This window comes from Marinobacter flavimaris (assembly GCF_002933295.1).
Classification (GTDB): Bacteria; Pseudomonadota; Gammaproteobacteria; order Pseudomonadales; family Oleiphilaceae; genus Marinobacter; species Marinobacter flavimaris.
Genome location: NZ_PSSW01000012.1, coordinates 95,000 through 108,465 on the forward strand (window position 1 = coordinate 95,000; position 13,466 = coordinate 108,465).

The following is a 13,466-nucleotide window of genomic DNA, read 5'->3' on the forward strand; positions in this document are numbered from 1 at the left end:
TGTTGTATGCTCTTGAAAGAAATAGCAAAGCATTAAATTCAGACTGCATCAGTGTAGGCGCCGGAATCCAGAAGCCATTGGCCAGACCGGTTCCGAAATAACGTCACATCAGTGATATCGGGAGGCATTGAATCCTCGTGCATGTACTTGTTGTTCACGATTACGGCCCTTTGGGGAAGGTTTTGCTGGAGCGCTTGCGGGCAACGCACCTGCACGTCAGCCCTTTGCTTGTCAGCGATCCCTCCAACGCCGATCTTGATGCACTGGAGAACTGGATTCCCGAAGATACCGACCTGATCGTAAATGCACTCTGGATGGCCGATCCGGAGGTCGCCGAGAATGATCCTGAGGGGGTCCATATGGCGGCATTCTCGCTACCGGTGGCGATGGCCGAGTTTGCGCGTGATCGTGGTATGGCGCTGCTCCAGCTGTCCTCCTGCTACGTGTTCGATGGCCGGAAGCAAAGCGGGTACATCACTTCCAATCCGGGGCAGCCGGTGAATGAGCTGGGTAACTGGCAATGGGAGTGCGAGCAGGCCCTGCGGACCCTGTTGCCTCGGCATATTATCCTGCGGACCGGCTGGAGCCTGGCACGGTTCATCCGGAAGGTGCAGGCCAGTACGGCTGCCGGTGAAATACTGTCACTGCCCGGACGATGCCGGGGGCAACCCGTGTCGGTCCGTGATCTGGCCCGGGTAATCGAGGCGGTGGTTCTGCAACTTGATTGCGGGGCCGAGGTCTGGGGCACCTATCAGTACGCCGGTGCCGAGGAAATCAATCTGTACGAGCTGGGCCTGGCGATTGCCGGGCTGCCCGGCATTCCCGAAGGGATCCGGGTGGTGGACGAGGTGCCCGAGTGGGGCCATCTTGAGCCGGTCAATACCACGCTGATCTGCACCAAGATCCGCAATACCTTCGGCATCAAGCAGATGCCCTGGCGCTCTGGCCTGGTGGATGAGCTGACGATGCTGAAAAAGAATAACGGGAGGGAAGTGGAGAGTGAGCCCGCCGGTTGATGACAACGGCGGGCAAAACGTTATTTCTCAGCTATTGCACTGGCGGGAGAATTCCCGGCTGACCATTTGCAGGGCTTCGATATCCAGAAGTTCGACTTCCCGGCCCCGGGCCTTGATGATGCCCTGATTCTGAAAGCGCGTGAATACCCGGCTTACCGTTTCAACGGCGAGGCCCAGGAAGTTTGCGATGTCGTTCCGTGCCATGGGCAGACTGAAGTTGGTCGGCGACATACGGCGGCGCTGGAATCGGCTGGACAGCGACAAGAGCAGTGCAGCAATGCGCTCTTCAGCGGTGTTCTTGCTCAGCAGCATGGCCAGTTGATGGCTGTTCTGGATCTCCTGGCTCATCAGGTGATACATGTGGTGCTGCAACTCGGGCAGTTTGCCGGTCAGCTCCTCCAGTTTCTCCATCGGGAACTCACACACGCTGGTCCGTTCCAGAGCCTTGGCGGTGCACGCATAATGTTCACTGCCAATGCTGTCCAGGCCTACCAGCTCTCCGGGCATGAAAAAGCCCGTCACCTGTTCCTCGCCATTCTCGGTAATGATCGACGTCTTTATGGAGCCGCTTTTTACCGCAAAACAGGAGCGGTAGGGCGTGCTCTGGTCGAAGATGTGTTCACCACGGTTGAAGATCCGCCCCTGCTGGACAATGTCTTCCAGCCGGTCGAGGTCATTCTCTTCAATTGCCAGGGGCAGGCACAGGTTGCTCAGACTGCACTGGTGGCAGGACGCCTTGAGGGGAGATGCCTGACGAAACGGAATTGCTTGAGCCATACGTGATAATCCGTCCGATTTGATCCATGTCAACTATGTACCTTAATACGGATGGCCGTCTTTGCCAATAATCAAGCTGGATGATCTTAGAATATATTTTTAAAAAATAAGGGCCCGCAGGCCCTTATGCATCGCGGTTTCAGAGCTTCTCGAATACCAGGGACGCGTTGGTTCCGCCGAATCCGAAACTGTTGGACATCACGGTGTTCAGCGAGGCTTCCCGACCTTCAGGGCCTACAATAGGAATATCGCTGATTTTCTCGTCCGGATTGTTCAGGTTCTTGGTGCCGGCAATGAACCCGTTCTGCAGCATCAGCAGCGAGTAGATGGCCTCCTGAACACCGGCAGCGCCGAGCGAATGACCAGAGAGTGATTTGGTTGAGGAAATGGCCGGGATGTCGGAACCGAAAGTGGCCCGCACCGCGCCCATCTCGGCAACGTCGCCAACCGGGGTGCTGGTGCCGTGGGCATTGATGTAGTCAATCTTGCCCCGGATGGTAGCCATCGCCTGCTTCATACAGCGCTGGGCACCTTCGCCGGAAGGCGCGACCATGTCATAGCCGTCCGAGGTGGCGCCGTAGCCGGTCAGCTCGGCAATGATGTTGGCGCCGCGTTTCTTCGCGTGTTCCAGTTCTTCCAGCACCATCATGCCGCCACCGCCGGCAATCACGAAACCGTCACGGCCGGCATCGAAGGGGCGGGAAGCCGTTTCGGGGGCATCGTTGTATTTGGTGGACAGCGCTCCCATGGCATCGAACATCATGGTCAGGCTCCAGTCCTCTTCTTCACCGCCGCCGGCGAACACGATGTCCTGCTTGCCAGCCTGGATCTGTTCCATCGCGTGACCGATGCAGTGGGCGCTGGTGGCACAGGCCGAGGACATGGAGTAGTTCACGCCACGGATCTTGTAGGCGGTGGCGAGGCAGGCGGACACCGTGCTGGTCATGATGCGGGGGACCATATAGGGCCCGATGCGCTTCACGCCTTTCTCGCGCATGATGTCGGTGGCTTCCACCTGGCTTGAGCAGGAAGCGCCGCCGGAGCCGGCGATCAGGCCGGTGCGGTCGTTGGAGATCAGGTCTTCGGTCAGCCCCGCCTGGGCGATGGCCTGCTCCATGGACAGAAAACTGTACATGGCGGATGGGCCCATGAACCGGCGGATTTTGCGGTCGATAACGGATGTGTCCACATCCACCGAGCCTGCAATCTGGCTCCGGAAGCCCATTTCCTTATAGGTTTCGTTGAAGCGGATGCCTGATTTTCCATTCTTCAGGCTCTGGGTGACCTCGTCCAGTGAGTTTCCGAGGCAGGACACAATGCCCATGCCGGTGACGACGACGCGTCTCATAAGTTCCTCCTTACCGACCGGCCGAAATGGCCGACCTTGCGATCAATAACGTTATTTAACAGTCTAGGCGCTTTGGCCCGGATACGATATTTGACCTTGGTAAGGGGAGAAGGCCGGAGATGGCGCCATAGAGTGTTTAGCGCTTGCCGCTTCGACCCTTTCTGGCCCCCTTCTTTGATCCGCTGGCCTCCTCGCGAGCGGCTTTGTCAGCCGCGGCTGCCTCGGCTTCCCGGGCTTCGCGCTCGACCATCTCAGGGGTTTCCAGCGAGATGCGTCCCAGAGTTCCGGCCCGGAATTCGTTGATCAACACCTCCGACACCTTGTGCAGATCCGGGATGCCACCGCGGCCGAAGAATCTTCGCTTCTCGGCAATGCCGTCCATCAGCGCCAGGGCATCTTTCGGTAGTTCCGCGAAGCCGTAGCGGGTCCTGACCAAGTCCGGGTAGGCTTCCAGCAGGTACTCGGCCTCGAACATGGCCACATCCTCAAAGTCCAGAACCGCGCTTCGAATCGCCCCGGTAACCGCCAGACGGTAACCGCAGGCTTCGGGGGACAGCTTAGGCCAGAGAAAGCCGGGGGTGTCGTAGAGCAGAATATTGTTGGGCAGCTTGATAGCCTGCTGGGCCCTGGTTACTGCCGGTTCGTTCCCGGTTTTGGCCGCAGGTCGTCCCGCCAGTGTGTTGATCAGGGTGGACTTGCCGACGTTCGGAATGCCCAGGATCATCACTCGCAATGCGCTCTTCTGGCGATCGTGACCGGGCGTCATCTCTTCCGCCAGCTTCAGGATGGACAGTGCCTCATTGCGCTGGTTGTGGGTAAGCGTGATGGCGCGAACCCCACGTTCTTTCTCGAGCCAGGCTAACCACTGCTCGGTAATTTCTGGATCCGCCAGGTCGCGCTTGTTCAATACCTTGATCAGTGGCGTATCACCACGAAGGGCCGGCACGAGCGGGTTTTCGCTACTGAAAGGAATACGCGCGTCAACCACTTCGATGATGAGATCCATCTGCGGCATGACTTTTTTGATCTCCTTGCGGGCCTTGTGCATATGCCCTGGAAACCAGTTAATGGCCATCTTGTCTGCTCCGGATGTGGTTAAACGGCGCCATTATGAAGGGGAATGACCAAACTTTCACATTTGTTTGAATCCGCGTGTGTGGCGGCTTTTGGCGCGGGATGCTGAGAAGTATGTACAAAAAGAGGGCTGATCGGGGTGAAAAACCGTATCCGTATGTTTTAGGGTGTAGTCCCTGAACGATGAAACCAATGTATGTCGGTGGTATTCAGATTGTGGCCACCCTGTTAACGGAGACATTTATGAAGCTCGTAAAACTGTTTGGTACTGCCCTGGTAGCCCTCAGCCTGTCGGTCCCGGCTATGGCCCAGCAATCCGGTGGCCAGCCGGATCAGGTAGATCAACTGGCACAGATGGTGGGGCTGACCGAAGATCAGCAAACTGAAATCCGTGCCATCATCGACGAGATGCAGGGCGAAATCGGAGAACTCCGTCAGGAAGCCCGTGCGCTGCAGCAGCAGATGCAAGGTGAGATCAAATCAGACTTTGATGAAGCCGCTATTCGCGAGCAGGCCAAAGAGCTGGGCGAAGTGACCGGCGAGATTGCCGCTCTGTCCACGCTGATGCAGGCGAAGGTCGACAGCGTTTTTACCCAGGAGCAGCGCGACGAGTTGGACAAGCGTATGCAGCAGATGCAACAGCAAATGCAGCAGCGTCGTCAGATGCAACAACAGATGCAACAGGGGCAAGGCCAGGGCATGCAGTGATTCTGCTTTCCCTCTGACACTGTTGGAGAAGGGCCGCATCCTTGGGTGTGGCCCTTTTTTTGTGTCCTTAGCCTGCTGGTTTTGGGGGAGGAACAGGGGTGTGGCGCCCTCCCAAAAACCGCTACGAGCACATCCATGTGCGCTTGGCTGTGGCCATCCTTGGCCACAGACATTTTTGGGAGGGCGCCACACCCCTGTTCTTCGAACGATTCAGTCATCGCTCACTGCTCAACTGCTTGTCGGGGATATTGGGTGCGGAGTGTCTTCCTATAACTCCTATTTCAGAAGCTTGGCAGGTGTAGGCCTTTGCCAGAATGTCGGCGGCCAAGGATGGCCGACGTCAAGCGCACATGGATGTGCTCGTAGCGGTTCTGGCAAAGGCCTACACCTGCCGAGCCACCCCCAAACCTAGAAGGCTAGGAGCCCAGCCCAAACCTACACCCCCGAGCCAAAGGGCTTAACGAGAACAATGAGCCGAGGAAGCAGCGTAAGCGCCCCAACCAGAGCCATGAACATGGCAAACCCCGTGAACAACCCGAAGTAGATGGTCGGGATGAAGTTGGACAGCACCAGTATCGAGAACCCGGAGATGATGGTCAGCGAGGTGAAGAACATGGCCTGGCCGATGCTCCGGTGGCAGCGGTGCATGGTGGCGATGTAGTTGCCGTCTTTCTGGAACTCGGTTTTGAAGCGGTGGATGTAGTGGATGGTGTCGTCCACGGCGATGCCGACGGTAATGGCCGCCACGGTGATGGTCATCATATCCAGGGGAATGCCCAGCCAGCCCATCAGGCCGAGCACTGAGCCGGCGGCGATGAGGTTCGGGGCGATGCCGATAAGGGCCAGTTTCAGGGAGCGGAACAGGATCAGGAACATCACCATGATGGCGGCGAAGACCACGCCGATGGTCTTGATCTGGGAATCGAACAGGCTTTGCAGCATGTTGTTGTACATCACCGTCATGCCGGCAAAGAGTACCTGATCTTTCGAGTACCCCAGTTCCGTTGTCAGATGTTCATGGATGCGGTTCAAGAGCTCCTGTCGACGCAGTTCCGGCATGGTTTCCAGGATCCGGATGCTGAATCGGGCCTGGTCGTGCTCCTCGGAAATGTAAGGCGTCAGCAGGGTATCCTGCAGGTCGTCGGGAACGGCAGCGGGCACAAACGCCAGTTCCAGGGCGTCCAGAGGCTCGCCCTGGTTGATTTGGGCGAGGATATCCAGCGTGGTATTGATCGAGAGCACCTTGCCGGTCTCCGGTAGTCCGTCCAGGTAGTCGTGAACCGCCTCCAGTTGTTCCATTTTCTGGTAGGTGTACCAGGTATCGCGGTATTCCTCTCCGGCACCGCAGTCTTCCACGAACGGGTCGCAGTCACTGGCAAACGGGTCGCCGTCGCTCGCGCCTGCCGGTGGCGGATCGTCGGTGATAACCACGTCCAGGGGCGTGGTACCGCCCAGGCGGTTGTCGATGGTGATCATGCCCTGATGGATTTCGGTGGACGATTTGAAATAGTCGATAAAGCTGTTTTCCACCGTCAGCTTGTTCAGGCCGACTACGCAGAGCACCGCAATCAGGACGGAGCCGACCAACACTGTCTTGCCGAAGTGTTCCGTGAACCGCGCAAAGGCATCGGTGAAGGGAACCCTGTCAGAGGTAACCCGGCTGTCCAGTGGTGGTGGCAACAGAGTGAGCAGGGCCGGGAAAACTATAAAGGTGATGAGAAAAGCCACGGTCAGGCCCAGGGTCATCATCCAGCCGAAATCGATGACCGGGCGAATGCCACTGAAGGTGAGGGACCCGAAGGCGACAATGGTAGTGATGGCCATATAGAAGCAGGGCTTGATCATCGCCATTACGGTGTTGCGCAGGGTGTCTCTGGCGCTGGCCTCGGGCTCGTCGTGCTGGAATTCCCGGTAGCGCACGATCAGGTGGATGGTGAGCGACAGGGTCATGATCAGCAGCAGGGAAATAAAGTTGGATGAGATAACCGTCACCGGCCACTGGGCCCAGCCCAGGAAGCCGACCATCAGCCAGACGGTAAAGCTGCAGCACAACAGCGGCACCAGAACCCAGCGCCATTGCCGGAAAATGATGGCCAAAGTGAGCAGCAGAAAAGCCAGGACGCCAAGCCCGAAGGTCGACAGGTCGTTTTCGATGAAGCGGATCATGTCCGCCACAATCATGGGCACCCCGCCCAGGTGGATGTCCGCGCCGTCGCGGTAGGTGTCGAGAATGGAGCGAACCGTGCGGATGGTGGCATCGCGCTCGACCTCGAGGGTTTCGGTAAAGTCGATGAAATCCTGTTTTACCCGTTCCAGTTCGGCCAACTCGGCCTCGGAGGCTTCGCCGGCATCGGCCTTGTCTCTCAGATCGTTGCGTTTTCTCAGCAGTTCAAAATAGCGATCCGGCGTGGGCAGGTTGACCTGTATGGCAGTGGTTCGCCCGTCTTCGCTGATCAGCAGGTTGGGGTAGAGCGGATTGTTCAATAGCGCCTGGCGGGCTGTGTCCGGCGTTACATCGTGGTCGTCCAGGGTCTTGATCTCGCTGTCCACGGTATCCAGCGTCAGATCCGGGCTGTGGAGCAGGGGTACGTTCAGGATGCTGTTGGTGGAGCCTACGGCTTCCAGGCCTTGCAGTTCATCCCGCAACGCGCCCAGTCTGGCCAGCCCATCTTCGGAGAACAGTTCACCTTCTGGGGTATAGGTGACGATCAGGAAATCGTCCGAGGTGGTAAAGCGACGGTTTACCTGGCGGTATTGTTCGAGGGAACGGTCGTTTTCCAGTACCAGCGATTCGGCGGAAGCATCCAGGCGGAATTCGCCGAATTTGATAGCGGCGATGGCTAGAAGGAGGCCAAAAGCCGCAAGGATAATAACGGGATGCGGAAAAATTAGGCGGTCATACAGGGCGCGAAGACGATTCATGAACAACTACTCTGCCAGTTCAAACGAGTGCAGAGTGTGCCATAAACCTCAGTGAACCGTGACCTTTGACGAGGCTTCTTCCAGGGAATCGATCAGCTTTTTCAGGCGGCGGCTCATATCCGCGCTCTCGGCAAGCTGGGTCACCATGTTCTGGGTGGTCTCGCGAATGCCCTGGACGTTAGCCAGCACATCGTCGGTGCCGGCGGTCTGGTCTGCCGAGACGTTGGCGATTTCCTGGTTGGTATGATCGATCCGGCTGACCACCTCGTTGATGGCTTCCAGGGAACGGCGGCCTTCCTCGGATTCCTCGACGCAGCGGGTGGCATCCTCAGAACTTCCGGTCATCTGATTTACGGCGGTGTTGATGGCGCTTAGAAGCCGATCGATCGTGCCCTGAATCTGATCGGTGGAGTCCTGGACCCGTTGGGCCAGTTTACGGACTTCATCAGCCACGACGGCAAACCCTCGGCCCTGTTCGCCAGCTCTGGCCGCCTCGATGGCCGCGTTCAGGGCCAGCAAATTGGTCTGCTCGGCAATGCCCCGGATTTCGGTGATGGCGTGGCTGATTTCATGGCTGTTTTCGGCCAGGGCTTCGACGCTGCTGGCGGAATTGCGCACCACATCGGCAAGCTTGCGGATGCTGTCGGCGCTCTGTCCGACACGGGTGCTGCCGTCGCGAGCGGCATCGCTCGCCTCGTGGGAGAGAGTCTTGGCTATTCCGGCCTGTTCGGCGATGCCGGTGAAGCTCTGCAGCATGGTTTCGATGACTTCCGCGGACCGGTCGGCGCCCTGTTGTTGGCGACCGAGGTCATCCCGACGGGCTTCGGCGGCCGCGGTCAGTTCCTCGACTTCCCGGTGTAGTCGTTCGATGGCTTCCTTCATGCTACGGACCACGCCCACGGTACGGTCCTGCATGGCGTTGAAGGCGCTGGCCATCTCGCCGATTTCGTCGGTGGAATCCACCACCGCCCGCTGGCTAAGATTGCCCGAAGCCTGAACGTCGACCATGGTGTTTTTCAGGCGATTCACGTGGCGTTCGATAAACGAGATCAGCAGCTGGGACCCGGCCATCTCGAGCACCATGAGTATTGCCACAACCAGCGCGAATCCGGGTGCCGTATCAGCGAAGACCTCGTTGAACGACCGGCCGGTCTGCCCGGCAATCGTGTTCATGGCATAGAGAACGAGCAAGCAGAGAACTGCAAAAACGACAATGTTCAGCAACCAGAATTTGTACTTCAGCCGGGCATTTCGCAGCAGTGTCAGCATGTATGTTCTCAGTCGATGGCCTTCACCGGAATCTGCATGGCATTGGAGGCTTGGGGAACCTCGGGCACGGCGAGACCCAGATTGTTTTTATCGAAGACTTTGTCAGCCCGGTAGCTGGAGCGGACCATGGGGCCGGATGGCACTTCCATGAAGCCCTTCTCCAGGCCGATTTCCCGGTAACGGTTGAACTCTTCGGGGGTGACGTAGCGTTCTACCGGCAAGTGGTTCGGAGTAGGCCGCAGGTACTGGCCCAGAGTCAGGATATCCACACCGATGGCGCGCAGATCGTCCATGGTTTCCAGGATTTCCTCTTCGGTTTCGCCCAGCCCCAGCATCAGGCTGGTCTTGGTAAGCACGTCCGGACGGTGCTTCTTGGCGTGCTCCAGGACCCGGAGGGTTTTTTCATACCCGGCACGCGGATCACGAACCCGACTGGTCAGCCGCTTGACGGTTTCCACGTTCTGGGCAAAGACATCCAGCCCGGAATCCACCACCTTCTCAACGTCCGCCATCACCGCATCAAAATCCGGCGTCAGCGCCTCAACGGCGACTTCCGGCGTGCGCTGTTTGATGGCAGAGACACAAGCGGCATAGTGGGCAGCGCCGCCGTCGTCCAGGTCGTCACGGTCTACCGAGGTAAGCACGATATAACGAAGGCCCATCAGCTCTACGGACTTGGCCGTGTTCTCCGGCTCTTCATGATCGAGCCAGCCTTTCGGGTTGCCGGTGTCCACCGCGCAGAATTTGCAGGCCCGGGTACACACAGACCCCATCACCATGATGGTGGCCGTGCCGGCGGTCCAGCACTCACCGATATTGGGGCAATGAGATTCCTGGCAAACGGTGCTCAACCGGTGCTCACTGACGTTCTTGCGCACCGCCTCATAGCGCTCGCCCCCGGGCATGCGTGCCCGTAGCCATTTTGGCTTCGGCTCTCGCTTTTCCGCTGTTGTGGCTTCCTGCTTCGATGACCGCTTGACGCCATCCTTGATGGCCGAGAAGCCATGCTCGTTGCGGAATTTGGAACCACTGGTAATGCGGGTTTTTGCGCTTTCGCTCATTGCAACCGGACTCTCGATTCGGGCATGGGGAACACTAAAGAGTAATGGCCTGGCGGGGGAGTTACAAGACAGATAGGGGCAATCACGAGGGTGCCGGGCACGACATTGGTCGTACCCGGTTGACCGCTATCAGGCCTGGGCTTTGTCCAGGGCCTGGGTAATGTCGGCAATGATGTCGTCGACATGCTCGATACCGATGGACAGCCGCACCAGATCCTCGCTCACACCGGCGCTCTTCAGCTCTTCCGGGTTGAGCTGGCGGTGGGTGGTGGTCGCCGGGTGGCAGGCCAGGGACTTGGCGTCACCGATGTTCACCAGACGCAGGATCAATTCCAGGGCATCGATGAACTTTGCCCCGGCTTCCCGGCCACCCTTGATGCCGAAGCTCAGGATGCCGGACGCTTTCCCGCCGGAAATCTTCTCGCAGGTCGCCTTGTACGGGCTGTTGGCCAGGGTCGCGTAGTTGACCCATTCAACAGACGGGTGCTCCTGCAGGAAGTTCGCGACTTTCTCGGCGTTCTCGCAATGACGTTCCATGCGCAGCGCCAGGGTTTCCAGACCCTGCATGATCAGGAACGCATTGAACGGAGCAAGGGCGGCACCGGTGTTGCGCAGCGGAACCACTCGGCAGCGGCCGATGAAGGCAGCAGGGCCCAGGGCGTCTGTGTAGACCACGCCGTGGTAGGACGGATCCGGTTCGTTCAGCATCGGGAACTTGTCAGCACTGGCTTTCCAGTCGAACTTTCCGGAATCCACGACAACGCCTGCGACGGTGGTGCCGTGGCCACCGATGTACTTGGTGAGCGAGTGAATCACGATATCGGCGCCGTGCTCGATCGGGCGGCACAGGAACGGCGTGGCAACCGTGTTGTCCACCATCAGCGGGATGCCGTGTTTGTGCGCAATTTCGGCCCAGCGCTGGATATCGACCACGTTGCCCGCCGGGTTGCCGATGGACTCGCAGAACAGGGCGCGGGTGTTCTCATCAATAGCCTTTTCCACGGCATCGAAATCGTCATGGCGAACCATCTTGCACTCAATGCCCTGGTTCGGCAGCGAGTGCGCGAACAGGTTGTAGGTGCCGCCGTAAAGCTGACTGGTGCTGACAATGTTGTTGCCCACCTTGCAGATGGTCTGCAGCGCATAGGTGATGGCCGCCATGCCAGAGGCCACGGCCAGGGCGCCAACACCGCCTTCCAGTTCTGCCATCCGCTCTTCGAGAACCGCGTTGGTCGGGTTCATGATACGGGTGTAGATGTTGCCCTGAACCTTCAGGTCGAACAGATCGGCACCGTGCTGGGTGTCATCGAAGGTGTAGGACGTGGTCTGGTAAATCGGCGTGGTCGCCGCCCGGGTCGTGGGATCGCTCTTGAAGCCTGCATGCAGGGCGAGGGTTTCCGGTTTCATGTTGACGGTCCTTGCTGGTGTGTTGTTCTTTATGGGTTTCAGCCCGTGAGTATGCCACAGAGTTTGTCTTTAGAGGATCGTCCCGCTCCCTCCTTGCAGACCTGAGATAGTCACTGATGGATGGGTAGAAGAATATCCCCAGGCAGACCCAGAAAACACTGATCGACAGGATGGCCGCCTTCACGCTCGCGCCGGCGAACCCAAGGGCAATGGGAACCAGAACAACGGCCAGGAACACGGTGAGCGCGTGGCGGGATTTCATAATGCGATACAGCCTTAAAACGCATTCGGGTGAAGCCTCTATTCTATCCGACTACTGCCCCCGGGATTGTCAAAGTTTGTTTAAGTGGCGTTGGATTTCTTGGCATCCGTGTCAGGAAATATGGTGTCGTAACTCCAGGTGAATACGAACGCATACACCAGATAGAAGACTACGAACGCGATATCCACGATCAGCGCCTCAAGAAGACCGATGCCCATCCACCAGGCAATAATCGGCAGGAAAATCAGCATCAGACCCAGCTCGAAACTCACCGCGTGCAGGAAACGAACCCGCAGGGATTTCTGGGTTGAGCCCGTGAAGTGCTTCAGGCCGTGATCGAATCCCAGGTTAAACAGGTAGTTCCAGATTGTCGCGATGGTGGCGCCAACCACACCCAGAACGCCAGTTCTGCCCATATCGAAACCGAACGTAACGGCAGCGAGGGGAACGGACAGCAGGAGGCCGATCACTTCGAAGGAGATGGCCTGGCGAACTCTATCTTTGGTTGATCTCATGGCTAGTACTCTACGAAAGCCTTCAGCTCTGCGTTCACTGTCCGGACGTGTAAGTGAATGCGGGCGGTGTATAGAAGTTCCAAATGAGGAACTGTCAAAGTCGGTTCAAGTGGGGCAGAAGAAGAAAAAGTGACCAAAAAATGGGCAATTTTGTGGCGCGATCACTATTATTGTGCGTATCAGCAGTAAGGCTACCAAAAGAATGGCGGCCTCTTTGATACGCAATGCAATCGAAAAGCACCTAACGGACTCGCGTGCTTTGGAGGTGAGAATCATGGATTGGCCCACTTCACCCAAGCTCCTCCTGCTGGTTTGGCTATCGCAGTTGTCTCTATCGGTACTTGCTGACTCAAGGCCCCCCCATGTAATTGGGGTTTTCGAAGGTATCGATCGGGAAATAGCTGTTGAAAATGGCGAGCTGGTAGGGCGATTTGCGCCCTATTATCAATGTGTTTTCAGCCGGGTAGAGAGCGATTTCCAATTTGTTGAAATGCCGTTGGCTCAAATGCTTTACCGCTTGGAGAAAGGTGGTATTTTCGCTGGTCTGCCGATGGTGCAGACGGCCGAGCGGGATGAATACGCCGATTTTGGCGGCCTATTGTTCCAGACGGAGTATGTCTATCTTTTGCTCCACGATTTGCCACCCCTCGATAGTCTCAGTGGCCTTAGGTTCGCTTTTGTCCGGCAGTTTGTCGGAGATAAGCTCCTGAGAGGTGCTGACCCAGTCGTAATCCCCGTTTCTGACTGGAGCCAGGCCGTCGAGATGCTCAAGCGCGGTCGTGTTGATGTCGTTGTTCTACCCTGGGTGCTCATCGATTTTTATATGAAGGGGTTCGACCAACCCTACTATGATCGGACTGCCGCCTGGGTAGACCTTTCGATGTACATTTCACATCGCGCGGAAGATGGTGGTTTGACGGAAAATCTCAGAAAGGCAATCAGAAAATGCCGGTTTATTGCGGAGCAAAACCAGGGCAGCTGGGAGTGCGTATTCCGGCGAACGTGACCGGTCATTCCGGGGATCGTGACCGATTTGCACACGGCCATCACGCTGGAGTGAGTTTTGTACTCTGAGCGGTCACGATGGGTCAACCGATTCCGGTTTTT

The 13,466-nt window shown here is 57.7% G+C and carries 11 protein-coding genes; 3 read left to right on the forward strand and 8 right to left on the reverse strand.

Annotation, left to right across the window (positions count from 1 at the left end; genetic code table 11):
* Positions 1 to 137: 137 nt before the first annotated feature.
* The gene (locus MDHKLMBL_RS18440) at positions 138 to 1,016 is read left to right on the forward strand and encodes an SDR family oxidoreductase (RefSeq protein WP_008176370.1); all 879 of its coding nucleotides are present in this window, start codon (positions 138 to 140) and stop codon (positions 1,014 to 1,016) included.
* A gap of 27 nt (positions 1,017 to 1,043) precedes the next feature.
* On the opposite strand, the gene fnr is transcribed toward MDHKLMBL_RS18440, so the two are convergent.
* The 3 genes from fnr to ylqF form a co-directional block, all read right to left on the reverse strand.
* The gene (gene fnr, locus MDHKLMBL_RS18445) at positions 1,044 to 1,793 is read right to left on the reverse strand and encodes a fumarate/nitrate reduction transcriptional regulator Fnr (protein WP_104271873.1); all 750 of its coding nucleotides are present in this window, start codon (positions 1,791 to 1,793) and stop codon (positions 1,044 to 1,046) included.
* A gap of 139 nt (positions 1,794 to 1,932) precedes the next feature.
* Positions 1,933 to 3,141 (reverse strand): beta-ketoacyl-ACP synthase I, encoded by a 1,209-nt coding sequence (fabB, locus tag MDHKLMBL_RS18450; protein WP_041644978.1) that lies wholly within the window; start codon positions 3,139 to 3,141, stop codon positions 1,933 to 1,935.
* A gap of 136 nt (positions 3,142 to 3,277) precedes the next feature.
* Entirely contained in the window at positions 3,278 to 4,216 is a 939-nt protein-coding gene (gene ylqF, locus MDHKLMBL_RS18455) for a ribosome biogenesis GTPase YlqF (protein ID WP_104271875.1), read from the reverse strand.
* 242 nt (positions 4,217 to 4,458) lie between these two features.
* On the opposite strand from ylqF, the gene MDHKLMBL_RS18460 reads away from it, so the two are divergent.
* Positions 4,459 to 4,923: a Spy/CpxP family protein refolding chaperone gene (locus MDHKLMBL_RS18460; protein ID WP_241956267.1), complete on the forward strand. Its 465-nt coding sequence runs from the start codon at positions 4,459 to 4,461 to the stop codon at positions 4,921 to 4,923.
* Positions 4,924 to 5,358: 435 nt separating this feature from the next.
* On the opposite strand, the gene MDHKLMBL_RS18465 is transcribed toward MDHKLMBL_RS18460, so the two are convergent.
* The 5 genes from MDHKLMBL_RS18465 to MDHKLMBL_RS18490 form a co-directional block, all read right to left on the reverse strand.
* Positions 5,359 to 7,845, reverse strand: coding sequence for an efflux RND transporter permease subunit (locus tag MDHKLMBL_RS18465; protein ID WP_104271880.1), 2,487 nt, complete (start codon positions 7,843 to 7,845; stop codon positions 5,359 to 5,361).
* Between the two features lie 48 nt (positions 7,846 to 7,893).
* Positions 7,894 to 9,114 (reverse strand): methyl-accepting chemotaxis protein, encoded by a 1,221-nt coding sequence (locus MDHKLMBL_RS21305; protein WP_104271884.1) that lies wholly within the window; start codon positions 9,112 to 9,114, stop codon positions 7,894 to 7,896.
* Positions 9,115 to 9,122: 8 nt separating this feature from the next.
* The gene (gene lipA / locus MDHKLMBL_RS18475; RefSeq protein ID WP_014576159.1) at positions 9,123 to 10,175 is read right to left on the reverse strand and encodes a lipoyl synthase; all 1,053 of its coding nucleotides are present in this window, start codon (positions 10,173 to 10,175) and stop codon (positions 9,123 to 9,125) included.
* A gap of 129 nt (positions 10,176 to 10,304) precedes the next feature.
* A complete protein-coding gene (locus MDHKLMBL_RS18480; protein WP_008176355.1) occupies positions 10,305 to 11,582 on the reverse strand; it encodes an O-acetylhomoserine aminocarboxypropyltransferase/cysteine synthase family protein in 1,278 nt (425 codons plus the stop codon).
* 342 nt (positions 11,583 to 11,924) lie between these two features.
* Positions 11,925 to 12,359 (reverse strand): PACE efflux transporter, encoded by a 435-nt coding sequence (locus tag MDHKLMBL_RS18490; RefSeq protein ID WP_104271887.1) that lies wholly within the window; start codon positions 12,357 to 12,359, stop codon positions 11,925 to 11,927.
* Positions 12,360 to 12,633: 274 nt separating this feature from the next.
* Here MDHKLMBL_RS18490 and MDHKLMBL_RS18495 point away from each other — a divergent pair, with 274 nt between their 5' ends.
* Entirely contained in the window at positions 12,634 to 13,365 is a 732-nt protein-coding gene (locus MDHKLMBL_RS18495) for a transporter substrate-binding domain-containing protein (RefSeq protein ID WP_104271891.1), read from the forward strand.
* Positions 13,366 to 13,466 lie beyond the last annotated feature (101 nt).